Source organism: Neobacillus sp. B24 (assembly GCF_055381825.1).
In genome coordinates, this window is the sequence record NZ_AP035777.1 from 4,896,195 (window position 1) to 4,922,697 (window position 26,503).

Genomic DNA, 26,503 nt, shown 5'->3' on the forward strand with positions numbered 1-26,503 from the left:
GTTCTATTAGACTATTTGGCCCCAGTTCGAGCCCATTCTGTCTTTTAGAGGCGCTCTATTAGACACTTTAACTCCGATTCAGCTCATTTTGTCTTTTAGACGGCTTCTATTAGACTATTTGGCCCCAGTTCGAGCCCATTCTGTCTTTTAGAGGCGCTCTATTAGACACTTTAACTCCGATTCAGCTCATTTTGTCTTTTAGAAGGGTTCTATTAGACTATTTGGCCCCAGTTCGAGCCCATTCTGTCTTTTAGAGGCGTTCTATTAGACACTTTCAACCCTGTTCCAGCGCATTTTGTCTTTTATGAGGGGTTTTTATTAAAAATGGTCGCTTAAAAGGCTTTGAATTTCAAAGGCTATAAAATATATCCGCGGAAAAATCCAAGATATCCGCGATTCCGGACAACTTATCCGCGATAATTTCAAAATATCCGCGAAAAAACCAATATATCCGCGATCACCGCCTATATATCCGCGAATGCCCTGGAACCCCAAAGCAAAGTTACCCTTTTAAAACAACCGAAACTCGTATTGCTCATTAGCGAGCTTGATTTTATCCTCGTGCCTAATTTTGACACGGGAGAGAGGAGACAGCTTGACGCCGTTCAAATAGCTGCCGTTGCGCGATTGGTTGTCCTCGAGAAAATACTCGCCGTTTGCGCTGATAATATGGGCGTGCACCCGGCCCACCACCGTGTTTTTCGAAGTATAGTCCGTCTGCGCCGGGTCGCGGCCAATCCGGAAAAAGTCATTGGTAATGGTAATTTTCTCGTGGCTGCCAGCTGCGACAAGATACGGCTTGCGGCTCACCCCTGGAGAAATTCCCAGCGCCGTTGTACCCTCGTCCTCCTCATCATCTCCCCGTACTAACGCACCAAGTACCGTTGTCCCCTCTTCTTCCGGGTCAACTGCCACCTTCGGCATAATATTGATGGATGTCCCTCCACCAAAAGCTGCCGCCCGGTTTAGGAGCGAATCGTGATCACCAAGCTCGGTGCGGGTAATCCGCTTGTATTGCACCTCTTCCTCAATCTCAAGCTTCTGGCCTGTTTTTTTATCCTTTTTACTGCTGGAGTATTGGGAGGTAACCAATCCATCAGCAACCGATGTTTTCGCCTTGCTTCCCGGCCGGTAAAAAGCTTCATCCTCATTCTCAATCTCATCGACACCTGCGGCGATTTTGGCAAGGCACTCCAGATTCACCTCGGAGCAGGCTGCTAAATAGTTATGTATTTTAATGAAAAAATGCGGATCCTCTTTCTCGCCATACTGGACCTTTCCGAGCAGCCCGCGGAAAAACTCCTTCAGCGATAACTTTTCAAAAACATTACTTTTTAAAGGAAGATAGATAAAAACTAATCTATTTGAAAAATTATCATGATAAATATGGTTGAAATCTAGTACAAATTTCCTTGGCGAAAGCCCGGACTCTTCCGCAGCTGTAAATGTCTGACAAATAGACTGCAAAAATCCGGACAACCTTTCCTTTGTCATTGGGGCTGAGGTTAATGTTTCAAGGCTTGTTTCAAAAATTAAATCATAGCGGAGAAAAACCGAACCGTCTTTCTCAAATGCGGTGCAGGGCAGCAGTCCCGGTGCATGAAGACCCAGTTGCTCGGAGTCAAGTTCTTCGCCCTCCTGAAGCTGATAAATTAAAAATGAGGACAAGCCCAATTTTTCAATCGTAAAATTCGTCATCAGTGACCTCTCCATTTGCTAGATTGGCAGATAGGGGCCCCAGCTTAAAAAGCGTCAGCGGCCCCCCCAAGTCTTACTTAAACGCGCTTGCGTTTTGGTTAATATTTGTTTCAGTGGTGTTGTACGCCTGAACGGTATTATCGAGGAACTTCGCGTAGCTCTCGACAATCTCGCGGAAGGATTCGAACTTCGGCTGCATTGCGTTAAAATTGCCGCGAATCGTGTTGGATGCGTCACTGTTCCAAGTAGCCGACAATGCGTTCATTTCGCGCTTGATTTCAGACAGCCGCTCGGTCAAGTTTTGGTTCAAGGTTCTGATTTGGCTGGCGGTGCTGGACACCTCGCCAAGCGTAATTTTAATTCCCTCTACTGCCATGTGTTTCACCTCCCACCCTATGTAAATTTTTGAAAAAGCCCTTAGTTTGTCAGTTTCTTGGCAGAGCTAATGATTTCATTTTGAGTGTTGCGGTACGTGGTTGCACTGTTTTTGAGGAAGCTGGAGTAGTCACGCATAAGACGTGTCATGTCCTGCAGGTCGTCCATGAACCCTTTGATTTGGGAAACGAACGCCAGGTTATCAGTTCCCTGCCACGCAGCGCCCATGCGATCCACTTCGTTGAACAGCTGCTTGTAAATTCTCTCGTAATCAGCGGACTGCTGATCGATTTTACCTGCAGTGCTCTCAAGCTTCGCCGGGTCTACCGTAATAGAACGCGCCATTGGTTATCACCTCCTTTAAAAAGTAAAACTGGAATATTGGGCCTGATCTGTTATAGCCACTGTTGATTGGAGCAGAAATCAACAAACTAACTACAACAGCATCAATTTCGACCCATTGATCAGCCCAAGCTCTTCCATTGTTAGATTAATATTTAATAGATTGCCAGATTCGCGGTCACAGAGGACCATTTTTTCCGTGGCCGACATTGGGGCTGCCACCGCCGACAACTCCCCAACTGCACTGGTCAGCAGGTCCGCCACTTCATGGAGCCGGCTTCTTTTCGGAATGAACACATCAAAGGTTTGGTTCGCCGCCGGGATAAAGATTTCCACCAATAGCTTATCCATGAATCAGCACACCTTCCTTCTGTTCCGAAGCTGTCAGCAATTTGACCAGCACGGCCTTTCCCTTCTTCACAACATAGCCGAAGTCTTCGGGAATCTCCTGATACATCTCGGTTGTCACCTTGCCAAGCTTGAGCAGATACTGTTCACCGATTCCGCTGCCGGCCCAAATACCCTCTGTCAGCGAGACATTGGCCTTGAACCACGGCTCATACGTATAGGTATTGAGGTTTTCCGCACTGTCTATAATGATGATGTTAACGTTCAAGCCAGCGCCTTTATCCAAAAATACCTGCAGTTTATCGCGGCCATCGTCCGACAGCAGCTGGCGGTATTGCGTAAAGGAATCTATAAAACAGGTAAGCTTCGGAAACACTGGCGCCTCGTTGCCCTGCTGTAGCGCATCCTTCGTTGTGTTGTTCCGGTAGACAAGCGTTTGGAACAACTCAACGGTTACTGCCTCAAGGTCGGTGCGGGTGGTAATTTTTCGATAAGACTGGTTATTAGTGCCAGCGCTGCCTGGTGATAACCAGAGAACCTGGTCGCCTGTACTTGAAACCAGCTCCACCAGGCCAGCGATGAACGGAACCTCTGTTTGATTGGACAGCACCAGATTCACAAATGAAGCTGTAAAATCGTGGGTCACCACATCCAGCGACTGTTTGTCGACGCCAACCGGCAGGTCTGTCAGTGAATGGATACTGCCCGCTTGGTCCTTGATGTAGGCAACATCGACTTTATCCGGCAGTATCGGAATCCGTTTCGCTGGCGCGCCAGACCACCGGCCGCGAACACTCCGGCAATAATCAGTAATAAACCGGAACATGTCTTCACTTTCGTTTGTAATCTTGGCCGTTTGGAATTCGTAGGCTACCCCGTCAGATTTAAAGATACCCCGGCCTTTATATTTCGATGGATACACACCGTCGGTCGAGCCGAGAATACCCGAATATTCGGTTTGGTCGTTGAGCTGCAGGACGAGCAGCTGCTTGAAGTTTTGCAGCAGCTTGTAGCGGACAGCGCCGGTATGGGCCGCTGTCAGCACAAAGTAAATTCCGTATTTGGTGCCCTCACGAGTCAGGTAGGAAACAGCTTCTTCGTGCTCTTCATACATTTCCGCAAATGCCGAGTAGTTGTGAATTGCCACCACAAGGGCCGGGAGGTGCTCGATCTGATGCGTTGTGCCCGCCTTCCGATGGTATGCATTAAAATCACCGCCAAACGGCGCAAGAATCTTTTTCCGGTTCTCGATTTCTTTCGTTAACTGTTTGAATAGGTTAGCAACCTTCTCATTTTCATGTGAGAGAACGACATCACCGACATGCGGTGCCTCCTTGAACCAGGCAAAAGTTTCTGCACTAAAGTCGAGAAGATACATGTTCACTTCGTTCGGAGTGTGACCCTCAAGCAGCGAATAGACCAGCGTCGAGAGCATGGTTGTTTTGCCGCTGCCAGCGACACCGTAGATAATGGTGTTGCCGTCTCTTGTAATCGGAAGGGTCAGTAACTCCTGGCTTTGGTTAGCCGGATTATCGTATTCTCCGATAACAGGATTAAGCTCCAGCCCAACCGCTGCTTTCGCAATCCCGTACTTCTTCTTCAATTGATCTAGATAAATCCGTGCAGGAATTGGATCCATCCACAATGGCTTCACACGGATGTTCTCCTGCTTCGCCATATTAGCCAAGTATTTTGTGATTTCATCCAGCTGCTTTGGCGGATTCGTCAGCAGCTGCAGCTTCTTCGGCTTCAAATTTTTCACAACACGGCCAAGATTGTCGATTACCGCCATACTGTCGTCTTTATTTTTTTCGACTTTTTCCGCCGGAACATACGGTGCCCCGCCCCAAGCGGACTGCCCCATTTCAAACAATTCGTTGTAACCGACCTGCAAATAGAATCGGCCCGTTGTCGAAAGCTCGGCTGCATCGGGGCGCTTGATGACCTCCATACTGTCGGCTTTTTCCTGCACCTTCAAGCTGATGCGAAATTTGCTGTTGCTCCAAATTTGATCGTCGACGACACCGGATGGCTTCTGGGTCGCGAGAATCAAGTGGACCCCGAGGCTCCGGCCAATTCGCGCCGCACTGACCAGCTGCTCAATGAACTCTGGCTGCTGCGTTTTCAGTTCGGCAAACTCGTCAGAAATGATGAACAAATGCTGGAGCGGCTCGGTAACCGCGCCTTCGCGGTATAGTTTCTGATATTTATAGATATCGAGATTGCTCTCCTGAACCTGACGGCTGGCTTCGCTAAAAATCGCCTGGCGCCGCTTCAATTCACTCTGAATCGATACGAGCGAGCGCTTGACCGCCGCCCCGTCGAGGTTCGTAATCGTTCCAGCAAGATGAGGCAGGCTGGTAAAACTGTTGGCCATCCCGCCCCCCTTGTAATCGATTAAAATAAACGCGACTTCATCCGGGTGGTAGTTTACGGCAAGCGACAGGATAAATGTCATGATGAATTCACTTTTGCCGGAACCGGTCATTCCGGCAATCAATCCGTGCGGTCCATGGTATTTTTCATGCAGGTCGAGCTTGAAAGGTTCGCCCATGGTGTTCACGCCAATTGGCGTTTCAAGCGTCAGAGTTGGATTGTTCTCCTTCCAGCGCGTCAGCACGTTCAAGTGCTCAATCTTGCTGACACCGAACATTTCAAGGAACGTCAACATTTCCGGCAAGGTATAAGCCTTTTGAAGTGCAGCCAGATGGATGTTGGCCAGCCCGATCGCCAGCTCTTCGACATCGCCGCGCAGGTAGATATCGGCACGAAACGCGGTAAACCGCCCTGAAATATCGTCCTTGTCGAAAATCCGAGAAGCATCGTTTGTGAGCTCGATAACGGTCGAGCATTCCTTCGGCAAATTTTTCAATTCGTCGTAAAGGGTGATTAAGCTGAAACCAATATCGCGCTTTTCTTTTAACAGCAAGTTCAGCATTTCCGCCTTGTCGCCGAGCTCTTTGCACATCGAAAAAATCACGTAATGCTGCTCGGCGCCATCCCATTCATTTTCCGGAACCGCAGAGCGGCTATTGATTTCTTTTTCCAGAAAAGATGATAGCTCCTTGACCTCGCTGGCATCAGAGGCAATGAAGCGCACATCGCGTGCGTCAGTCCACACATGCGGCAGCCATTTGGTAAACTTCCATGCTTCCTGTTCGCTCTTGTCGTAGATGAATACAAGCTTCAATTCATCGTAGCTGTGTAAGGTCGTTAATTGAAAAATAAGTCCTTTGACAAAATCGATTGTCTTGCTGCGGTCTTTGCCAATAATGCCGCTGATGCGTTCCTCTGTCATCGACAGGCTGACTGGCACCCCGCGCAGGACATGTGGTTTCGCGGCCAGTTTATATAATTCATCCTGCAGGTTGTCGTCTTCCACCGAAAATTTCTTTTCCGGGTATTTGACTTCCGCTGCAAGTGGCAAGTCGCCAAGTCCGAGGCGTACAGTGAGAAAATCGTTCTGCCCTGCTGAGCGTTCCCAAAGCGAGCGGTCGCGCTGCTTGATGCGGCCCAGCAATTTTTCAACAGGTAAGTGGTTCTCATGGAGAATCTCGCTTTGATGCTGAATTTCCATTTGTATTGCCTGTTCCATTTCCTTTAAATAGCCCAAATATTTTTCCTGGCGGATTGCTTCCTTGGCAGCGCGGCGTTTGTTCTCAAACCGCTTTGTTAAAATCGGCCAAAGAATCATCCCGATCAACATGCTGACTGACATAACGAGCATCGGCATCGCCGTCATGATGTTGCCGCCGTTACTAAGCACGTTTTGTAAAATAACGACGCCCGTAAACATTGAGGCAAGCCCCATCGTCACCGATGGACCAAGCATCAACAAGAGCGGCAGTTCGTCAGGGTCGTTACGCTGTGGCGGCGGGTCGATTTTAATGATTTTGCGTTCAATATCGCGCTTAAAGCGGGGCGACCGGTAGAACAGCTCTTCCGTCCCAGTTTCCTCATGCAGTTCATCGAGGTTTTCATCAAGTTGCTGAGCAGGTTCCTCGCTGATAAAGGGCTTGAACGCACCTCGATCAAGGAGCACGAGTTGATGCGGGTTGTTTAAGGCCAGCATTGTCCCGTTAAATATGATTTTTAATCCCATTATGTATATAACATCGCCAATAACCAGCTTTGTTTCTGTTACGATTTTTCCATTGACATAGGTTCCGTTGGCGCTGCCCAGGTCCCTGAGGGTGGCATTGCCGGCATGGTCGTATTCAATCACGCAGTGTGTGCTTGAGACGAGTTTGTTGGCATAACAAATCTGCGCATCCTTTGCCCGGCCGATTTTGATACTCTTGGCGGTGGCATGATGCTTTGTGTAGATATTGCGATCCGGAGAAGGCGGGTCGATGTACAGGAGGGCTGGCTGACCATCTTCCCGGTGTATGGTATAGGTCTTGAATGGCTCGACCGGGACCTTCGGCATCATTTTGTTGTCTGCACCTTTGATGCAGGCGCGTTTATTCGATTTTAAGTACCACTGGCCCTCCTCCGCCTCAACGGCGAGGAGGTCAATTGTCCTTTTGTTCTGATCGGTTGTTGTCAGGATGTAACGGCCGGTCACCCGTTCAGGCAAGGCCAGGTCAACAGCCTGATCCTGATCAAAAAGTGTTAAAATCAACGAAATCTCTCCTTGTTTTGCTCTTCAATCTAAAGACACGGCACCAGCTGGGTCCTTTGGGAACGGAACAGGTGCGCCGTTCCCGATTGAACCAAGTTTATCGGACTTTGTTCCTATTTCGAACGGAAGCCGATCCATTGATCTCCTCTGGGTCTTATAGACTATTTTTCTTTCTTTCGGCCTCTTCTCTTAGGTCCTCTTCCAGCTTGATTTCGTAAGCTGCAGAGATGATGTCCGAGCCAATGCTATGAAGATCGGCCGAGATTTCAGCGAGTTTTTTATTCAGCTGACCAAAGGCGTTGTCGATATACGTCATCTCAGTTGCCTTCCAGCCATCATGCAGGTTTCCCTTAATGGCATTCAGGCTGCTTTTCAATTCTGTCAATCTCGAAGAGCTCTCCTTGATTCTCCGCGCCTGAAAATTGGCCATTTCCACATCAATTTTCATGCCTTCACCCACTTAAAATTATCTAGAAAAAATGCTTATTCTCGAGTTTCCAACTTTATTCCAATGCTAAGATTAATAATAATACAAATGGTTCTTTTTACCATGAGAAAAATGTTGGATATATCCTGCTTTCAAAACAGGAATTTAAGCCTATGTCAAAAATCCAGAAATATGTCTGGGGAAAAGGGCATTTTACATCGAAATGAGTAATAGCACATTATGCTGGTGGTTCATCCCTCTGTCCACTGTTGGAGGACAATTGTCCACGGGTGGTGCCTGACACCAATACTCACCTTTGCAAGGTATAAACCTGTTTTTGTGGGTTTAGAATGGGGGTGAGGTGGTTGTTGATGAGGGTGTTGTTTGTTTTGGTACGGGCGGGGGCGTTTTTTGTTTTGACGTTACGTCCAGTTTTCGGGACCTAATGGAGTTTGGCGTGGTTCAGCTATCGGCCAATTTCCTTTAAAAAAAGGACTGTCCCAACCGAGCATGCCGGTGGAGCAGTCCTTTCATGCTTTTATTTACCTGAGTTGCTTTTCGGAACCGTTACAGTAGCAGTACCTGTAGTAGTATTGCCTGCTTTATCGGTACCCTTATAGGTTATGGTGTAAATTCTGCCATCATCGTATCCATTTCTTTCGGCACGGAGGCTAAAATCGGTATCCATCGTTTCATAGGCTGCACCTTGGATATCGGTTGGAAGTGCATTGGCTTCATTCACTGTAATCGATGTTAACACAACAGAATCGATTCCAGATGTCGTATCTGAATAGTCCAGGAATGCCTTGATGTCGACCAGCTTATGATTTGGCGACCATAGGGTTGGTTTGTCAACAGATACGGTTAAGGTCGGAGCTGTCTTATCGATATTAACTTCAAGCGACTTGACTGACTCGACGTTACCTTTGACATCCTGACTGCGATATTCCAATGTATGAATTCCGTCAGCGGTCAATTGAATTGGCCCCGTGTATTCTTGCCAGTCCCCGCCGTTTAGACGGTATTGAGTCGAGCTTACACCTGAAAGATCGTCGGTAGCCGATATTTCAACTGAGACATCGGTTTGATACCAGCCATTCTTACCAGTTGGCTGCTGAGGATTCACTTCGGCAGCTGTTTCAGGCGCAGTAACATCCTTATTGCCGATTAGTTCCTTCGAATTGCGAACACGAACCCGCTCACCTTGGGCAAATGAGCCGGACAGGCCGATTGCCTCAAGTTGATCGCCAACCTCAAGCACCGGAACCGGACCGCTTTGGTCCACAATGTACCCATCGGTAAATACCAACACATCGCCGGAGCCATCGTTAATATAATAAGAATTGTCATCAAACTTTGCTGTTACTAAGCCTTTTACCTTCACAAGCAGACCCTGGTTTGAAACCGAAGTTGCCTCACCGGTTTTCACCAGTTTCGGCTGTACAGGCTCGCCAGAACCAATATTGATAACATCTTGGTCAAAGCTCACGAATTCAAGTTCCTTATTGTTTTCAAAGGTCTTGATGTGGCCATAGACACGAACCTTATCCCCTTCTTTAAGTGAGCCCTCCGGCACTTCCTGGAAGGCCATAATGCCGCCAGTGTCATCCTGCAAGTAGAACGCATCGAAGAATACGCCCGCACCTGTGGTCACCGTTCCTTCAACCACTACCGGTGTTCCATCTTCCAGGTTTCTGGCATCATCCAGCTTTGTAATTGTGGTTTCACGGTCTGCCAGCCAGTTAATTGAATTCATTGCGACTTCGTCATTGCCTTTTGAATTGTAGGACTCATCCATTTGCTTATCATTCATGAAGTTCATCCCAGCAACGACAATTTTCCCGTCGCCAATGACCTCGGAGGCAATCGCCGGAATTACGGAACCACCCTTATCATCGGAAACATTATCATAAGTGTAGTAACCTGTAGAAACACTAGTCTGATAGGTCGTTTCATTAGCCTTGGCAATAATTGTGACATTGTCACTGTCAGTTAACGGCTCATGGCCAACCTTTTCCAAACTCGCACCGCTATAGTATTCAATCGTATCAGCACGATCGGTAATATAGTTTGCAACCGGCGCTAAATGCAAACGGACTGCGTGTTTTGATTTCAGCGGGTCAGACCAGAAGTTACCTTCTTTTGAATCATCATAAATACCGTCATGGTTAATTTGAATCGAAGCGCCCATCTCTAAAAGCAGATCGTTATTAATTGTCGGATCGTTTTTATAATTACTTTTATCCGTTAATAACAAGGAACCTCCATTTTTCACAAATTCAGCAACAGCATCGTTTTCCGCAGCAGATAAATCAACTTCTGGATGGGTTAATACCAATACTTTTACATCCTTCAGTGTATCGGCGGTTAACGGTGCTTTATTTTCCACAACCGTATATCCTTCACGCTGAACCATTTTTGTGAAAGAAGTGAAGTTATCTTTGTAGGTTCCCGGGTCCGTTGATGTGTTTTCATTTTTATGTGAAGCATCAATCATGACCTTGATTCCCAATGATTGTTTTATCGCAATCGTTTTTCTAAACTCATTATCCTCAGGACTGTCACCTGTCGGCGTGTCAACCACGGCAAACAGCGTATGGTTTCCAGCAACAGGGTTATTCCAAGTTACACTTGCCTTGCTCACGCCCTTAGAGGCTATTGAAGCAATAGTGCCTTCACCAATCAGATTGTTGCTTGCCACTTCATCATAGTAAAATTTCACAGTCAAGTTGGACAGCGCCGTTTTTCCAAGGTTACTGATTCCCGCTTCAAGTGTCGCCGGGTTGCCTGAAACAATCGCTCCGCCGACAACTTCCAAGCCGCTGACGCGGACGTCTACATCTTGTTCTTTTGTCCAAACAGGTGATGAGTAAATTTGCTCCCCGTCCATCTGGGTAATCCGAACAACAAACCATTGCTGGCCGCCGGTTACTGTCACTTCCGGATTCCATGAAAAATCTTTCGTCATTGGCTCAATCGAATCAATCACTTTTGCCCCGTTGGTAATCAGTTCGACTTTTTTCACACGGTCATCAGACTTATAGTCACTTGCAAGGAAGCTATATTCCGGCATCGACTTTGTTTCAGCCACAGCGTCCGATCCAGTTATATCAAACTTCAGTGTTTTGCTGTTGATAATCGACCCCATATATTGGCCGTTTGCAAGCATGTCCAACTGGAAGTTCGGATCTTCTTCCATATAAACACGCATATTCCGCATTGAATGCAGCAACGAATTCTGCGATAAATCATTTGCGACAATAACGGTTCTTTTCAATGTTTGGCCCCATGTTCCGTCATGGTTGTCCTCGCCGTAGGTTGGCGCAATATGCCAGCCCAAATCAAGGGCGCTAAAGAACTTTTTCTCGGCATTGGCGTAGCCGTAGTGCCCCGAACCATTTCCAACTTCAAGCATTGTAAACAATTTATCTACCTTTTGGTCATAAGGCATGAAGTTATTAAATGCATTCGCAGACATATCAGGGTGATTAAACTGGGCGGCAATATTGTCATACGTCAACACCCAGGCATAATACTGATTCAAGTCCTGATATTTTCCACTGTTCATTTTTCGATCGATAAAGTTATTCGTTCCAAACACATTGGAGTGGCCCCATGTCGTAGTTGTCATTTCAAAGGCAGGGAAAACAACATAATCGTCTTTCGTATATTGATCGGCAAGGTCCTTGGTCATCTGCCACTCGTTCCCGCCTGTCCGTTCCGGCATGCCATTTCGTTGATTGGTGTCTTGACCGACCAACTCTGGATCGATGTCATGTGAGTGATCGGAGAAAGCAAACCAATCATAACCATGTGCTTTACCTGCTTTCAGCGCGTCCTCAGGCGACCCCGTGCCATCGTGTGAAATATTTGTATGATTATGGGTCGTTCCGCGGTAATGCTGTCCGCCAATGAATGGCTGTGCCACTGTAAACGACCAGTAAGCCGTGCTATGGTAACCCTTTGAATCGTAGGCATCGACTGAAATCGTATGCGTGCCGATTGATAACGGGCTGGATAGCTCCAACACCACTGGATTTACAGAAGTGTTAACCGCTGATGTGACGTCGCTGTCATCCAATTTTACCGAAAGCTTGGAAAAATTAATCCCGCTTGGGTCTTCCAATTGAAAGCTGATATCCGGTGTAGTCGTCTCGACAATCGCATTGTTAACCGGCTCTAATCCGGAGATTTCCGGCCCCGCCGTATCTAATTCCACATTGACAGCATATGGTGCTGCCGCTGTTCCAGCACTTTTCTGTTCCGAAGAATTTTTTGCTTCAATATAATAACTGAAACCTTCTTGCGGCAGGTTTGAAGCCGTCAGAACAGCCGTAAATTGATCCTGCTCCCCTTTGACCATTGGAAGGGCATGGTAATCTGCTTCTGTGCTGCTTTTATAAAAAACAGTCACAGTTTGAGCGCCGGGTGCTGTTGCAACAAACTCGACATTTGTACCTTTATAGGCCGTTGTAATTGGCTCGTGTTCTAGAGATAAGGCGAAATATTCCTGCACGTCCTCTGCACTTCTCGGAAGTAATTGATAGCCGCCAGTATATGGGCTATCAGAATCATATTGACTCAAGATGCCCGTCAACGTATAGGTGCTATCCTTTTTAATGCTGTCCGGAACGTTGATGCCGGTCGATTGCATGACCCTAACGATTGTGCTTTTTCCAGCATCATCGGTAAGGGTGATATTGTAACCGCCGCCGCTTGGAGTTGCTGGAACATCGGTTACTTTTCCTCTTATCTTAACGAGCGTGCCTTCGACAGGCTCTGCAGTATTATAATGATTCAGCACAGCCAGTTTTTTAATGAAATTTGGAGTTAATGTATGGCTGCTGCTAATAACTTCTATACTTTCTGGCTTGATTTCGGACAGACCCCGGTAAAATAAAACCTTGCCGGTCACTTTCACTTTGCTGCCAACTGTAACTTCCTGGGAGGAGCCAAAAATATTGATTCCGCCAGTGCCGTCCTCGATATAGAACGTATTAGATCCGACTACATTGTTGGCTGTCGTGACAATTCCTTCGACCGTAACCGTCTCGTTCAGAAGTTTTGGCTGACCTGAGCTGTCATTGTCACGGACATTTTTTATATAAATGGATCCTTCTGCAATAGGATCGGGTGTGACTAAAGCCGGTTCTTGGCTCGAGCTAGAATTTTGCGGATTTGGTTCTGCTAACACAAAATCGCTGGCATTGTCATTCGTATCCCAGCCATTCCCGTTTCCGGCTCCCTCACCTGTTGGATCAGAGCTGTCGTTGGCCAATCTTTCCACACTTTTGGTTGCTGAAGGCGGCTGGGTTGTCCCGCTTCCCTCTTTGTCATTGGCAGCTCCGTAGCCGACAAAGTCAACCACATTCGGGTCGGTTGAACCAGCTGCGGCGGCTGTCGTTTTCACCAATACTACTTTACCGTCTGATCCACCCATAGCAATCGAACCGGTGACGTCAGGGTTTGGCAGATCAACGGTGCCCCCGCTGCCTGGTTTTTCTTGAATTAAATAGTAGCCATGTGCCTTAATTACCCCTTTAAGCGGCGTTAGATAGCTTGTGCTAGTGCTAAAGGAACCTGACTTCGCCGCATACTGCACTGACCAGCCCTCAAGGCTGATGTCCTCATTAGTTGGGTTGTACAATTCAATGAAGTCATTCTTATATGTAGCCCCACTATTTCCGCCACCGCCATAGACCTCGCTAATGACAACGTCCCCAAATTGCGCCGCTTTGGCATGGATGGTGTTGAACGTGAAGTTGGGCAAGAATGATCCCCCTATCAATAGTGCAGAAAGACCAATGCTGCTCCATTTCTTCACACGATTTTTTTGCATATGCTTCCCCCCCTTAGAAATTTCTGCTACGTTACATTCTTAATCTATCACGAAATTTCTGAAAAACATATACAAAATTATTATAGGTTAGTAGGATAATTTTTGGAAAATAGGTTTTTTTTCGTTAAAAATTGCGCTATAGTTTTTATGGTTTTCCTAATAATAGAAATAGTAACATTCAGGAGGATTTAGGTTGAGGAAAATTTCAGTAATCAAATTCATTATGCTGCTAACTCTTTTTATGTTCATATTGCCTGCTTCAAGCCAAGCCCATACATTAAGTGCCGCTTTTACAACGGTTAACCTGTCCGAAGACGAAACGGTGTTAATCTATTCGATTGATACGCTTTCGTTGATTGAAGGAATCGGCGGGGATAAAAATGAAGATAGCAACTTAAGTAAGGATGAATTAAAAGCGGTTGAATTTCGTGTGGAGGAATGGGTCGAGGACAGTCTAATTCTGGAGACAGACGGAAAGCAGCTGAAGGCCAAGCTGAAAAGCATAAAATTAGAGAAAAAGGGCGAAAACGATGTCGTCAAGGTGGAATTTGTTTATCCTGCTTTTTCGGTAGGCCAAACAGTTAAATTGGTAGACGGGATTTTTTATCAAGGGCAAAACTATGACTATTATAATAACTTTTTGTCGGTCAATTATAATGGCCAGGTAAGTGAGGCCGTCTTGCATGGGAAGGATCGGGAGTGGGCGATGCTGTTAGCGGAAACTCAGCAGCAACAGCTAGATACACAAGAAGGAGAGTCAGAAACTCCTTCTACCGGGAAGGCTGGTGGACACTCAGCTTGGACTTCCTTTTTAACGTTAGGAATGGAGCATATCCTGTTCGGCTATGATCATCTTTTATTTCTTTTTGCTTTGCTTTTAAGAAAACAAACCTTCAAGCAATACGCAGCAGTCGTCACGTCGTTCACAATTGCTCACAGCATCACCATCAGTTTGGCAGTCCTTGGGATAGTCACACTGCCATCCCGGCTTGTAGAGGCAGTGATCGCCTTCAGCATTTGCTATGTGGCGCTTGAAAATGTTTTCCGTAAAGAGCTCAAGCACCGTTGGGGCATTACCTTCCTGTTCGGATTAATCCACGGACTTGGGTTTGCCTCTATCTTAAAAGAAATGAACATTCCAAAAAGCGATCTTGCAGCTGCATTGTTCAATTTCAACATCGGGATTGAAGCTGTTCAGCTTGCCATCGTACTGGTGCTGCTGCCGTTGCTAACCTATATGTTCAGGCTGAAGATTTCGGATAAAATCATCCGTTACGGGTCGTACGGTATTTTTGCGCTGGGTGCCATCTGGCTGGTGCAGCGCTTATTTATGTAATAGTAAAAGCCGCCATTCTCTTGCCGAGAAATGGCAGCTTTTTTTAGAAGTTGGCTTTGTTAGTGATTTTCGTATGGGTCTGATAATCCATAGGGGGAGAATTTCCGGCTAATGTATAGAGGATGCTTAAGACCATAAAATTAGCGGAGATATTCCGATTTACTGCTCTAATTAAGGCGAAATTCAAAGATTTGGATCATATAAACGGAAAAGCTCCCCTTATTTTTAGGGAAATTTGGGTATTTCCCAATTTAGCCGGAATTACTCCGTTTATTTTTCAAACACTGTGAAATCAACATTCAGCTATAACAGAGCTTAAAAATTATAAATAAAACGCTTCTCACTCAACCAAGTTTGTTAATGCTTCAGCTATTCTTTCTACCTCTTGTCTTTGCAATAATCCATTAACATAATCCTCTGGGAGCTGCTCAAATCCACAGGCCAGCCCCGCCAATCCACCTGCAATTGCCGACACAGTGTCGGTATCATAGCCTTCGTTCGCGGTGCCAATGACAACCGCTTCAAACGAACCGCTGGTCAGAAGCCAGTATAACACCCAGCGCATCGTGTTTACGACAAATCCATCAGGATGACAGTCTGGTACCTCCAAGGTTAACGCTGATTCGTAAGCCGTCCCTTGAACTTCATCCCTAATGGCCTCTTTAAGATCCTTACCGTGGAGAACATGGAAGGCAATTCGGTTATAAATGATGCAGGCCTCGTCGGCGAGTCCGTCGAAATGAGTCATTTTGGACTGAAGCCTAGTTATTTCGTCTACCTTTTGGAGCTCCCGATAGGCTAGCGCCACTGGCAGGCATCGCATTAATGTGCCGTTCCCAGCTGATTTCCCGCCAAGGTATTGAGTATGTGCCTTTTGTGCTGCGGCAAACCAATCACCGTTGAAAATGGAAAAAACCGTTCGTATAATATTTCCGATATCCTTCGGGTTTGTATCATACCATTTGATGAATTCCTCTCCTATTGCTGCCACCGGGTCCTCAGGATTTTCCACGATACCTTTGGCCACCGCCAAAGACATCGCGGTATCATCTGTCGTTTCGCCTTTTTCGAGATGCCAGACACCGCCGCCGACGATTTCCTTCAGGGTTCCGTATTTCCTGGCGATTTCTGCCTTTGTTAAAAATTCAGTCGTCCCACCCAAGGCATCACCTATTGCCAGACCAAATAATGCTCCTTTAATCTTATCTAACATGGACGTACTCCTAATCCTATTAATATATTCTAGTTTAGATAGTGCAATAAATTATATTGCTTGATCAGTTTCATAATTAGTGGGCTTATCTGTTCAGGAAGTTCCTGGAGATTAAAAAATTGGGCGTCAAGCGATTCCACGCCGTCAATTTTGATTTCGCTGTTTTTAATATCTCTTGATATGTATACAATTGTAACAGGATAAAACTGGTCACCATTTGGCAGCTCGACGAAATACTGCTTGCCGGAAAAAACCTCGACCAACTTCAGTTCGCCAACTTCGACCCCAGTTTCTTCATAAACCTCCCGTCTTGCCGCCTCTTCCGCAGATTCTCCCAGTTCCAGCAAGCCGCCAGGAAGACCCCACATTCCGTTTGGGCGAAGTTGCAAAAGCAGCCTCCCTTGGTCGTCAATGACGCCTACGGTAGCGCCAACTAAAATCAGTGGCCGTGTTCCAACAATGTTTCGCAAATCCTCAATATAACCCATTGTACCCTCCAAAATAATTTCATAAAGGAAGTATTCGGGATTTCGTTCGCTTTTCCTGCCAATTGGCAGAAGAACCTTATTGATTATAATCCCACAGTATCTTCCACTCATCCTTTTCCTTCACAACGAAAACCTCCTGCTTAAGGTCAAAGTTTCCATACTTGCCTTTGTAGGTCTGTGTAATGAGAACTTTGTAGACGGCTTTCAAGGCAGGGCCCGTTTTACTCATTTTCCATTTATCTAGCTTCTCCACCTCGCCTAATGTATAGCTGAAGGTTTCTACCCCGAAATGATTCATGAATACGTGTGCCCGGTCCTGAATGTAGTTACCTTTAGTGAACTTCTGCTTCATTGCTGAATGAAACAGCTCCCATGAGTTGGAGAAGTCCCCTTCCTGCTCAAAACGATAAAACTCATCCACCACCCCAACAGCCTCCTGCTCAGAAGAAACAAAAGCACACTGAACAAGAAGGAAAATGGCAGCAGCCAACAGAACCGCTAACGTAATCCCCTTCAATGGTATCCTATTTCTCCGCAAAACAATCCCCCTCTCACCCAAATCACCTACTACCCACAATATGAACCCCCATGTCCAAATAGTATAAATTTAACTGAAGGAATGATGTGCACGCCTGAGTGGAATAGTGAGCGTCCACCCCACGTGGACAAAACGACCAAAATGTCCACGGCTGGTGCCTGACACCAATAGCACTAATAGCAACATTAGAACGGTATACAACGCAGGAAATGGGGAAAATAAAATTAGGTATTGAAATCCAATTGGAAAGCGAATATTATTATAAAGTCATTTATATATTGTTCGTGTTTTGGAGGAGTTATTTATGTTTAAGCTAAAGGAAAATCAGACAAATGCCAAGACGGAGGTAATGGCGGGGATTACGACGTTTTTTACGATGGTGTATATTGTCGTGGTCAATCCAGTAATTCTTGCCGATGCTGGTGTTCCGTTTGAGCAGGTGTTTACTGCGACAATCTTGGCAACTGTAATCGGAACGCTGTGGATGGCCATTTTTGCAAACTACCCCATTGCCATCGCACCTGGTATGGGGCTGAACGCATTCTTCGCCTATTCCGTTGTCGGCGGCCACAATATAAGCTACCACACCGCATTTGCAGCAGTATTTGTAGCAGGACTAATTTTTGTTATTTTATCGCTGACACCTTTAAGGGAAAAACTAATTGATGCGATACCGGATAACCTTAAGAATGGAATTACCGCGGGGATTGGATTATTCGTCGCTTTTATCGGCCTGCGTCTCACAAAGATTATTGTCGCTGACCCGGCCAACCTAGTTAAACTTGGTGACCTTCATGCACCATCGGCCCTGCTCACCATCGTTGGCCTGGCCATCACGTTAATTTTGATGGCGCTTCGGATAAACGGAGCAATATTTTTCGGAATGATTATAACGGGGTTGGTTGCTTATTTCACCGGCCAACTCTCATTCGACAAAGGATTCCTATCATTTCCTTCGCTGCCAGAAGGAGTCATCGTGGCCAACCCAATCGCAGCATTAGGTGACGTCGTTCAATACAGCCTGTATGCCGTAGTTTTCTCATTCATCCTTGTTACGATCTTTGATACAACGGGAACTATGGTTGGCGTCGCTAACCAAGCAAAGCTGATGAAGGACGGAAAGCTGCCGCGTGCCCGTCATGCGCTGCTGTCAGATTCTATCGCAACCGCGATTGGATCCATGTTCGGGACAAGCCCGACCACAGCTTACATTGAATCAACATCAGGGGTTGCTGCTGGCGGTCGAACAGGATTAACTACCTTAACTGTTTCAATACTATTTATTTTGTCAGCCTTTTTCGGTCCGCTTGTCAGCGCCGTTTCCGGTATTTCGGCGATTACCGCACCGGCATTAATTATTGTTGGCAGCCTAATGATGGGCAGTATCGCCAACATCCGCTGGCACGATCTTGACGAAGCGTTCCCGGCGTTTCTGACCATCCTGGCGATGCCGCTGACATCCAGCATTTCAACGGGGATAGCCCTTGGCTTTATTAGCTATCCGCTGCTAAAGCTCGTCAGGAGAAAATGGAATGAAGTTCATCCGCTAGTATATGTCTTTGCGGTATTATTCTTCATTCAGCTTGCGTTTTTACAGCATTAATACTAAATACAGAAAGGTCCAACTCATTTCTGATCTAATGAGTTGGACTTTTTTTTAGTACTTCTGATTCTGGTGCCAGTTCCATGCATCTGCGATAATTTTCTCAAGGTTCCGTTCTGCTTTCCAGCCGAGTTCAGAGTAAATTTTGTCCGATGAGGCAACAAGTGTTGCCGGGTCGCCTGCGCGGCGGTCCGCCATTTCTACATTAGTCTCTATCCCCGTCACCTTTTCGCAAGTCTCGATCACTTCCTTCACAGAATAGCCGAGGCCGTTGCCCAAGTTGTAAATTTCAGCAGACTTTTTCCCGGTAAGCAGCGCCTCAAGTGCAAGGATGTGGGCAGATGCTAAATCGGTAACATGAATGTAATCGCGAATACAGGTGCCGTCTTCAGTATCGTAATCGGTACCAAATACTGATACTTTTTCGCGTTGGCCCAATAGCTGCTGCAGAACAATTGGGATTAAATGCGTTTCTGGATCGTGGCTTTCACCGACAGCCGCCGATTCATGAGCCCCTGCAGCATTAAAGTAACGCAAAATGACATATTTTAAACCATAAGCTTTTGAAAAATCACCCAGCATCTGCTCGACCATTAACTTCGAATGACCATATGGATTGATTGGCGCTGTTGGTGTTGTTTCATCAATGATATCTACAGTTGGAATGCCATAAGTTGCCGCTGTTGATGAAAAGATAAAGTTTTTAACATTGAATTTCATCATAACCTTTAATAAGGTTAAAGTGGATGCCACATTGTTTTCATAATATTTCATCGGGTCTACGACAGACTCGCCCACTAAACTATTGGCCGCAAAATGCATCACCGCTTTAATTGGATAGCTGCGAAAAACCATGACCAGATCATCTATATTGCCCAAGTCACCTTGCACAAAAATCGCCCGAGGGTCCACGGCTTCACGATGCCCTGTTGAGAGATTATCTAATATGACGACTTCCTCTTTTTTCACTAATTCCTTTACTAGGTGGCTGCCGATGTATCCAGCCCCGCCAATCACGAGAATCATATAGCATTACTCCTTAGCTAGATTTACCTTTTTTATTATATCATTTTCTTAAACTAGCTACCTGAATCGGGAAATTAGCAATATCAGCCAGAAAGTTGAAAAGCAGGAATGAAAATATTAACCCCTCCCCCTGACCCAATTGATTTCATTACTGTAAATAAAGGATGGGAGGGCTCCCATTGACTGATAAACAGAGATGCCCACCCTGCCCGAACCCCTGCCCGTTATTTGCCATATGATATATATGTAAATTAGAAATGGAGGAGATGAAATGAAGATTTATTTGGATCCAGGCCATGGCGGTACAGACCCTGGTGCTCAAGGCAATGGCCTGAATGAGAAGGACGTAACATTGGATATTGCGCTTAAGCTGCGCAATATTTTACTCAATGAGTACCAAAATGTCGATGTCAGAATGAGTCGCACGGGCGACACGACCAAAAGCCTGGGCCAGCGGACAAGTGAAGCTAATGCCTGGGGTGCCGACTATTTCCTTGCGATTCACATTAATTCAGCAGACAGTGCAGCCCATGGCTACGAGGATTTTATTTATAACGGGCTTTCCGACTCATCACCCGCGGCGAGATACCGTGATATCATCCACGCTGAGGTCATGAAAGTAAATGAATTGACCGACCGCGGGAAAAAGAAGGCCAATTTCCATGTGATTCGTGAGTCGAACATGCCGGCGATGCTATCTGAAAATGGCTTTATCAGTAATCCCCATGATGCTGCACTGATGAAACAGGATGCTTGGCGGCAAAAAGTGGCGCGAGGCCATGCAAACGGATTGGCACGTGCTTTTAACCTGCAGCGAAAAGCAAACCAAGCACCTGCACCGACTCCTGCGCCAGCTCCGAAACCTGCACCTGCACCAGCTCCAGCACCAGCGAACCCGGTTTCCGGAACTCTTTATAAGGTGATGGTTGGGTCGTTCAAGTCACGGGAAAATGCAGACGAGCGTGTTGCAAGACTCCGTTCATTGGGACATGATGCCTTCGTTGTTACAACAACCATATCGGGCTCAACTTTTTATCGGGTACAGGTAGGGGCATTTTCAAATAGGGAGAACGCTGAAGATCGTCTGAGGATCATGGAAAACGCCGGATTTACGGATGCGTTCATTATTATCGATAGCAGCGGTAATACGAGTAACGGAAACAGCACGGGCAGCTCCAGTTCACCCGCTCCAGCTCCGGTCACAAACACTGACACTGGTGCAGGGAATCCCCCTTCCAGCAGCGGAGGAACCGGAAAAACTACGGCACCAGAAGGAACAACTGGAGGTACAAATAAAGAAACTAATTCTAACCGAAGCGAAGGCTTGGGAAGCGGCCTGGTCCAACAAGAACCAGCGATTAATTCTATCTTTGGCCCAACCCTCCTCTCTCCTGAGTTAATGAACCGATTTGTGAAAAGCGTCAATCCGGACGCACCAGAGCTTGGAAACTATTATTTAACCTTTGGCGAGTACTACAGAATCAGGGGCGACATTGCCTTTGCTCAAGCTATTCATGAAACAAACTATTTCCGCTTTACTGGGGTCGTAAAACCAGGTCAAGACAACTTCGCTGGCATCGGCGCCACTGGCTCTGATAATCCAGGAGCTAGCTTCCAAACACCAGAGGAAGGAGTTCTAGCCCAATTTCAACACTTGTATGCCTACGCTACAACAAATCCATTGCCAAATCAATATTCAGTAGTCGACCCGCGGTTCCATCTTGTCGCAAGGGGTTCTGCACCGACCTGGACTGGATTAAACGGAAAATGGGCAGTGCCGGGCACCACCTATGGCCAGTCTATTTTGAGTCTATATAATAGAATGGTTCAATTCTCGATTGGAACGCTTGAAACAGCCCGTGGCGGAATTACCGAATAACAAAAACTTTACATGGCTATTCCCTAACGCCATACCCTAATCAAACGTTTGGCTAATGCATAGCAAAGTCCCGTAAATAAAGTAATACAGCAGGCAAACCCGGAAGCCCGAAATAATCCCAAACACCGAACAATTGTTTAAAAAAGAAACCCATAAATTTCCTAACCAAACGTTTGATTAGATTTTTATAGAAAAAAAGGAGCCGCCACTCAGGAATGAACGAATGGCGGCCTTTGCTATTAATTAAATATAAAATCCAATCTTCCCTAATTGTTCGGCGTTTTCCATGCGCTTGAAGGCTTCACCGAACTCCTCTAAAGAATACATAGTATCGACAACCGGCCTGATTTGATGTTTCTCCACAAATTCAAGCATCTCATGGTATTCCTCTCCGCTTCCAAGAGTGGAACCAAACAGACGGTACTGCCCATAGAAAAAGTCCCGCAAATTGAATTCCACCACATCCCCGGCAGAGGCGCCAAAGGTCACAATCGTACCTCCCTGCCGCAGCTGCTTCAGTGACTTGTTGAACGTAGCAGCACCTACGCACTCAATCACTAAGTCCATCTTCTCTCCGCCAAGCGCCGACGACCAGTCTTCATTGCTGTCAAATGCCCGGTCAGCTCCAAGCTCAAGCGCCTTCTTACACTTGTCCTCAGAACGGGAGGTAACATAAACGGTTCCCCCGGCCGCTTTGGCAAACTGCAGTAACAGTGTAGCGACACCGCTGCCGATTCCCGGAATCAGTACCTTCATCCCTTCACGTACCTGTCCTTGGGTAAACAGTGCACGGTAGGCAGTCAAAGCTGCCAACGACAACACCCCGGCCTCTTCCCAGGTCAAATACTCCGGCTTCAGTGCCACATTTTCAGCAGGAACGATGACATGCTGTGCAAATGTTCCGTGAAATGGCAACCCAAGAATTTCAAACCCTGCTGGCGGTGCATCCGATTTTTCTTTCCAGCCAAGGCTCGGATTCACTATCACCTCATCGCCAACTTTAACACCTACCACACCTTCACCAATGGCATCCACGACACCGGCACCATCCGAACCAATCACAAGCGGCGGGTCGGTTGGTTTATGGCGGACAAGCACGAATAGATCACGATGATTCAGCCCGGCCGTTTTCAGATTAACCCGTACTTCTCCCGCTCCCGGCAGGAAATCCTCTATTTCCTGAACCGTCAGCCCCTCGAGGCCGGCTTGTCCTGCATGAACTAGTGCTTTCATAATATAAATCACTCCTTACTGCAAAATTTTTGTAATAAGTACATAATACTCTGAAAAATAGGATACTTAAACCCCAATATCTCTTAAGCTATCCCGAATTTACTACTTAATAAGCTTGTGTAAGAAGTCTTAAAGGAAAATTCAATTCAAAATGACAATAAAACACTAACGTTTTCCTATATCCAATTACCCACTTTTCTGTTATTCTATTGGATGGATGTAAGAAATTTGTAATTTTTTTGGAGGAATCGTCGAAAATGAGAAGCGAAAAAAAGAAACGTTCGTGGCTAAAGGTTACTGGAATCATTCTATTAATATTGTTAATCGCAGGTGGCGCCTATGGTTACTCTGTATATAAATCCTTGAAAACGGCTGTCGATACGATGCACCAGCCGATTGAACGAAAGCAATCTGAAAAACGGGAAGAACCCGTCACTTTGCAAGAAAAGGATCCATTCTCCGTATTATTACTTGGTGTTGATGAACGCGCAGGAGATAGAGGACGTTCGGATTCATTAATTGTGTTAACTGTGAACCCAAATACCAATTCAGTAAAAATGCTCAGCATTCCCCGTGATACCCGGACTGAAATTGTTGGTAAGGGAAAAGACGACAAAATTAACCATGCATATGCTTTTGGCGGTGTACCAATGGCAATGGATACAGTAGAAAACTTCCTTGATATTCCAATTGATTATTATATTCAGATTAACATGGAAGGATTTAAAGATATCGTCGATGCTGTCGGCGGAATTAGTGTAGTAAACGACCTTGATTTTAATTATGAAGGCGAACATTTTACAAAAGGGAAATTAAACTTAAACGGGGAAAAGGCGCTTAAATACTCCAGAATGAGATACGAAGATCCGCGTGGTGATTTTGGCCGGCAAATGAGGCAGCGTCAGATTATTCAAGCCGTTATCAATGAAGGTGCAAGCTTATCTAGCCTGACTAATTACTCAAACATCTTTGCTGCCCTTGGAAAAAACGTAAAGACGAACCTTACTTTTGACCAAATGATGGATATCCAAAAGAACTACAAAGAAGCTGCAAATAACATGAAGCAATTAGAAATTAAAGAAACTGGGAAAAAAATCAACGGTATTTATTATGGATTAGTTTCGACTGAAGAAAAGCAAAGAATTCAAAGTGAGTTAAAATCACAATTAGAACTGCAATAATTATTCAAGAAGCTGATTGGTTATGACCATTCAGCTTTTTTTATTACATTTCTAATGATGACACAGGTGCATTTGAGTAGTACAATCAACAATATGAAAAATTTGAATATTTAGGAGGCATACTCATGAAGTTGACGAGTGAGGAGCTTGAGATTTTAAAGATTATGGAAGAGAACCATCGGATGCCGGTGGAGACGATTGCGTTGATGGCAACGGCCAGTGAGGAAGCTGTCCAGAACACAATAAAGAAATTGGAAGACGAAAAGATTATCATGAGTTACCCAACGCTAATTGATTGGAGCAAGGTCGAGGGCCAGGAAGGAGTCATCGCGATGATTGACGTCAAGGTTACGCCAAAGCGTGGTGTCGGCTTTAATGAGGTCGCAGAGCGAATCGCCCGCTTTCCGGAGGTATCCTCCCTCTATCTAATGTCCGGTGCCTACGATCTTTCCATCACGGTTGAAGGAAAAACAATGCACCAGATTGCTAATTTTGTTTCGGAAAAATTGTCGCCGATTGAAAATGTCGTGTCGACGACCACCCATTTCATGTTAAAAAAATACAAACATGATGGTGTGATTTTTGACGAAGGCGACGAAAAAGACCGGAGAATGGTGGTTTCACCATGAAACACGAGTATGCCAGCTACCTTTCAAATACTGCCAAAGACCTGAAGCCGTCAGGGATCCGGAAGTTCTTTGACCTTGCCGCCAGCATGGAGGGTGTCATTTCCCTTGGAGTTGGCGAACCCGATTTTGTCACACCTTGGGGAACCCGCGAAGCAGCAATTTTGTCATTAGAGCAAGGATATACATCGTATACAGCCAATGCCGGACTCCTCGAACTGAGGCAGGAGATCACCAACTACCTTTATACCCGATTTGGCGTTCAGTACGATCCAAAAAACCAAATCATCGTGACCATTGGGGCCAGCCAGGCCATCGACCTTGCCTTTCGAGCGATTTTAAACCAAGGCGATGAGGTTCTAATTGTCGAACCGGCTTTCGTGTCATATGGACCATTAGTAGCCATCGCCGGTGGCACACCGGTTCCCGTATCTACCACAGCTGCAAACGGCTTTAAGGTCACAGCGGAACAAATCGAAGCTGCGATTACTCACCGGACAAAAGCGATTCTCCTATGTTCACCGAACAACCCAACCGGCACCACCTTGAACAAAGTGGAACTTGAGGAAATCGCGAGAATCGTAGAGAAACACGACCTAATCGTCGTATCGGATGAAATTTATGCTGAGCTGCTCTACCAGGATGAGCCGTACACAAGCTTTGCTGCCGTCGACGGCATGTACAAACGGACTGTTTTAATCAACGGGTTTTCCAAAGGCTTTGCGATGACTGGGTGGAGGCTTGGGTTCCTTGCTGCTCCGAAGGAATTCGTCGAGGTCATGCTGAAAATTTACCAATATACGACGATGTGCGCGCCGCACATGATGCAGCATGGGGCGATCGAGGCGCTTCGCAACGGCTACCATGAAGTTGAGTCCATGCGGACCAGCTATCGCCGCCGCCGCAATTACGTCGTCCAGACGCTGAACCAAATTGGCTTGGACTGCCACACACCGGGCGGGGCCTTCTATGTGTTCCCGTCCATCAAATCGACCGGGCTCACATCCGAGCAATTTGCTGAGGAGCTGCTGATGCAGGAAAAAGTCGCCGTCGTACCCGGCAGTGTCTTTGGTGAAAGCGGCGAAGGCTACATTCGCTGCTCCTACGCCACCTCAATGGGGCAGCTGCAGGAGGCGCTCAAGCGGATGCAGCGGTTTGTTGAAACGAGGAACTTCGCGGTACGTGCAGATTCTATTAAGTAAGCATAAAAAAGGAACCTAGGGCCCGTATCCAGTCGGGTTAACTCTGAGATTCCTTTCTTCATACAAAAAGCTCTCCCCAAGTATGGAGAGCTTTTTGTATGAAGAATCTTTACCTATCTGCATCAAAAAGAAATGAAAAAATCTCTGATTTCTCCCCTACCCTTTTCGGTGGCTAAGTTCAACAATAAAACCCGGCTTTTTTAAAAATATATCTTCTTCTTTTAATATATATAGCGGCTCTTGCTCCATATCAAAGTAGTCAAGAAAGGAGTGGAAACGTGGTTCAACTTATTACACTCATCAGCAAAGTGGGATCCCAATCGCAATATTCTTTTATTTCCCTTATCAAATCGCGGTCCAATTGATTCAGAATCTTCAAGTGTTAATGAAAGGATAAAGTAAGTTGTCGTAAATTGTTTAAATATTTACTAAGAATGGTTCAATCCCATTCTCAAAACAATTCCGTAATAGTATAATAACTTTAGTCTTTTTAAATATTTTCACGTTAAATTTGTTAAAAACATA

General features: G+C 46.0%; 18 protein-coding genes. 6 read left to right on the top strand and 12 right to left on the bottom strand.

Translation table 11 applies throughout. The features are described 5' to 3' along the window. Positions 1 to 510: 510 nt before the first annotated feature. The 7 genes from ACZ43M_RS24180 to ACZ43M_RS24210 form a co-directional block, all read right to left on the bottom strand. Positions 511 to 1,698 (bottom strand): DUF6382 domain-containing protein, encoded by a 1,188-nt coding sequence (locus ACZ43M_RS24180; RefSeq protein WP_464505060.1) that lies wholly within the window; start codon positions 1,696 to 1,698, stop codon positions 511 to 513. 73 nt (positions 1,699 to 1,771) lie between these two features. Beyond that, complete coding sequence (locus ACZ43M_RS24185) at positions 1,772 to 2,074, bottom strand: pore-forming ESAT-6 family protein (RefSeq protein ID WP_464505061.1); 303 nt, start codon at positions 2,072 to 2,074, stop codon at positions 1,772 to 1,774. Positions 2,075 to 2,115: 41 nt separating this feature from the next. Then, positions 2,116 to 2,418: a WXG100 family type VII secretion target gene (locus tag ACZ43M_RS24190; protein ID WP_464505062.1), complete on the bottom strand. Its 303-nt coding sequence runs from the start codon at positions 2,416 to 2,418 to the stop codon at positions 2,116 to 2,118. Between the two features lie 90 nt (positions 2,419 to 2,508). Then, the gene (locus tag ACZ43M_RS24195; protein ID WP_464505063.1) at positions 2,509 to 2,766 is read right to left on the bottom strand and encodes a methyltransferase; all 258 of its coding nucleotides are present in this window, start codon (positions 2,764 to 2,766) and stop codon (positions 2,509 to 2,511) included. Next, the gene (gene essC / locus ACZ43M_RS24200) at positions 2,759 to 7,387 is read right to left on the bottom strand and encodes a type VII secretion protein EssC (RefSeq protein ID WP_464505064.1); all 4,629 of its coding nucleotides are present in this window, start codon (positions 7,385 to 7,387) and stop codon (positions 2,759 to 2,761) included. Before essC ends, ACZ43M_RS24195 begins: the two co-directional genes overlap by 8 nt. A 154-nt stretch (positions 7,388 to 7,541) precedes the next feature. Continuing rightward, entirely contained in the window at positions 7,542 to 7,835 is a 294-nt protein-coding gene (locus tag ACZ43M_RS24205; protein WP_464505065.1) for a WXG100 family type VII secretion target, read from the bottom strand. A gap of 517 nt (positions 7,836 to 8,352) precedes the next feature. Further along, positions 8,353 to 13,653 carry a DUF4350 domain-containing protein gene (locus tag ACZ43M_RS24210; protein WP_464505066.1) on the bottom strand — a complete coding sequence of 1,767 codons (5,301 nt, stop codon included), beginning with the start codon at positions 13,651 to 13,653 and terminating at the stop codon, positions 8,353 to 8,355. Between the two features lie 193 nt (positions 13,654 to 13,846). Here ACZ43M_RS24210 and ACZ43M_RS24215 point away from each other — a divergent pair, with 193 nt between their 5' ends. Next, on the top strand, positions 13,847 to 14,989 hold the full coding sequence (locus tag ACZ43M_RS24215; protein WP_464505067.1) for a HupE/UreJ family protein: 1,143 nt from the start codon (positions 13,847 to 13,849) through the stop codon (positions 14,987 to 14,989). 340 nt (positions 14,990 to 15,329) lie between these two features. Here the strand turns inward: ACZ43M_RS24215 and ACZ43M_RS24220 are convergent, their stop codons facing one another. The 3 genes from ACZ43M_RS24220 to ACZ43M_RS24230 form a co-directional block, all read right to left on the bottom strand. Then, positions 15,330 to 16,202 carry an ADP-ribosylglycohydrolase family protein gene (locus tag ACZ43M_RS24220; RefSeq protein WP_464505068.1) on the bottom strand — a complete coding sequence of 291 codons (873 nt, stop codon included), beginning with the start codon at positions 16,200 to 16,202 and terminating at the stop codon, positions 15,330 to 15,332. Between the two features lie 29 nt (positions 16,203 to 16,231). Then, the gene (locus tag ACZ43M_RS24225) at positions 16,232 to 16,690 is read right to left on the bottom strand and encodes an NUDIX hydrolase (protein WP_464508104.1); all 459 of its coding nucleotides are present in this window, start codon (positions 16,688 to 16,690) and stop codon (positions 16,232 to 16,234) included. Positions 16,691 to 16,766: 76 nt separating this feature from the next. Then, on the bottom strand, positions 16,767 to 17,228 hold the full coding sequence (locus ACZ43M_RS24230; protein WP_464505069.1) for a hypothetical protein: 462 nt from the start codon (positions 17,226 to 17,228) through the stop codon (positions 16,767 to 16,769). Positions 17,229 to 17,532: 304 nt separating this feature from the next. Here ACZ43M_RS24230 and ACZ43M_RS24235 point away from each other — a divergent pair, with 304 nt between their 5' ends. Beyond that, complete coding sequence (locus ACZ43M_RS24235) at positions 17,533 to 18,831, top strand: NCS2 family permease (protein WP_464505070.1); 1,299 nt, start codon at positions 17,533 to 17,535, stop codon at positions 18,829 to 18,831. Between the two features lie 54 nt (positions 18,832 to 18,885). Here ACZ43M_RS24235 and galE read toward each other — a convergent pair whose 3' ends face one another. Continuing rightward, positions 18,886 to 19,857: a UDP-glucose 4-epimerase GalE gene (galE, locus tag ACZ43M_RS24240; protein WP_464505071.1), complete on the bottom strand. Its 972-nt coding sequence runs from the start codon at positions 19,855 to 19,857 to the stop codon at positions 18,886 to 18,888. Between the two features lie 271 nt (positions 19,858 to 20,128). On the opposite strand from galE, the gene ACZ43M_RS24245 reads away from it, so the two are divergent. Continuing rightward, a complete protein-coding gene (locus tag ACZ43M_RS24245; RefSeq protein WP_464505072.1) occupies positions 20,129 to 21,736 on the top strand; it encodes an N-acetylmuramoyl-L-alanine amidase in 1,608 nt (535 codons plus the stop codon). 243 nt (positions 21,737 to 21,979) lie between these two features. Here ACZ43M_RS24245 and ACZ43M_RS24250 read toward each other — a convergent pair whose 3' ends face one another. Continuing rightward, complete coding sequence (locus ACZ43M_RS24250; protein WP_464505073.1) at positions 21,980 to 22,969, bottom strand: zinc-binding dehydrogenase; 990 nt, start codon at positions 22,967 to 22,969, stop codon at positions 21,980 to 21,982. 257 nt (positions 22,970 to 23,226) lie between these two features. Between ACZ43M_RS24250 and tagU the strand changes: the two genes are divergently transcribed. From tagU to ACZ43M_RS24265, 3 genes are all read left to right on the top strand, one after another. Then, positions 23,227 to 24,150: a polyisoprenyl-teichoic acid--peptidoglycan teichoic acid transferase TagU gene (gene tagU / locus ACZ43M_RS24255; RefSeq protein ID WP_464505074.1), complete on the top strand. Its 924-nt coding sequence runs from the start codon at positions 23,227 to 23,229 to the stop codon at positions 24,148 to 24,150. A 125-nt stretch (positions 24,151 to 24,275) separates the two neighbouring features. Further along, positions 24,276 to 24,779 carry an Lrp/AsnC family transcriptional regulator gene (locus ACZ43M_RS24260; protein ID WP_464505075.1) on the top strand — a complete coding sequence of 168 codons (504 nt, stop codon included), beginning with the start codon at positions 24,276 to 24,278 and terminating at the stop codon, positions 24,777 to 24,779. Beyond that, complete coding sequence (locus ACZ43M_RS24265) at positions 24,776 to 25,978, top strand: aminotransferase (protein WP_464505076.1); 1,203 nt, start codon at positions 24,776 to 24,778, stop codon at positions 25,976 to 25,978. The genes ACZ43M_RS24260 and ACZ43M_RS24265 overlap by 4 nt, the downstream gene beginning before the upstream one ends. Positions 25,979 to 26,503: the final 525 nt, after the last annotated feature.

What these genes read in the sequence shown, in the direction of transcription:
- ACZ43M_RS24210 (WP_464505066.1), bottom strand. Translation starts at nt 13,653, where the DNA reads ATGCAAAAAAATCGTGTGAAGAAATGGAGCAGCATTGGTCTTTCTGCA.
- ACZ43M_RS24265 (WP_464505076.1), top strand. Translation starts at nt 24,776, where the DNA reads ATGAAACACGAGTATGCCAGCTACCTTTCAAATACTGCCAAAGACCTG.
- ACZ43M_RS24235 (WP_464505070.1), top strand. Translation starts at nt 17,533, where the DNA reads ATGTTTAAGCTAAAGGAAAATCAGACAAATGCCAAGACGGAGGTAATG.
- galE (WP_464505071.1), bottom strand. Translation starts at nt 19,857, where the DNA reads ATGATTCTCGTGATTGGCGGGGCTGGATACATCGGCAGCCACCTAGTA.
- ACZ43M_RS24180 (WP_464505060.1), bottom strand. Translation starts at nt 1,698, where the DNA reads ATGACGAATTTTACGATTGAAAAATTGGGCTTGTCCTCATTTTTAATT.
- ACZ43M_RS24225 (WP_464508104.1), bottom strand. Translation starts at nt 16,690, where the DNA reads ATGGGTTATATTGAGGATTTGCGAAACATTGTTGGAACACGGCCACTG.
- ACZ43M_RS24220 (WP_464505068.1), bottom strand. Translation starts at nt 16,202, where the DNA reads ATGTTAGATAAGATTAAAGGAGCATTATTTGGTCTGGCAATAGGTGAT.
- ACZ43M_RS24185 (WP_464505061.1), bottom strand. Translation starts at nt 2,074, where the DNA reads ATGGCAGTAGAGGGAATTAAAATTACGCTTGGCGAGGTGTCCAGCACC.
- ACZ43M_RS24260 (WP_464505075.1), top strand. Translation starts at nt 24,276, where the DNA reads ATGAAGTTGACGAGTGAGGAGCTTGAGATTTTAAAGATTATGGAAGAG.
- ACZ43M_RS24245 (WP_464505072.1), top strand. Translation starts at nt 20,129, where the DNA reads ATGAAGATTTATTTGGATCCAGGCCATGGCGGTACAGACCCTGGTGCT.
- tagU (WP_464505074.1), top strand. Translation starts at nt 23,227, where the DNA reads ATGAGAAGCGAAAAAAAGAAACGTTCGTGGCTAAAGGTTACTGGAATC.
- ACZ43M_RS24205 (WP_464505065.1), bottom strand. Translation starts at nt 7,835, where the DNA reads ATGAAAATTGATGTGGAAATGGCCAATTTTCAGGCGCGGAGAATCAAG.
- ACZ43M_RS24250 (WP_464505073.1), bottom strand. Translation starts at nt 22,969, where the DNA reads ATGAAAGCACTAGTTCATGCAGGACAAGCCGGCCTCGAGGGGCTGACG.
- ACZ43M_RS24195 (WP_464505063.1), bottom strand. Translation starts at nt 2,766, where the DNA reads ATGGATAAGCTATTGGTGGAAATCTTTATCCCGGCGGCGAACCAAACC.
- ACZ43M_RS24190 (WP_464505062.1), bottom strand. Translation starts at nt 2,418, where the DNA reads ATGGCGCGTTCTATTACGGTAGACCCGGCGAAGCTTGAGAGCACTGCA.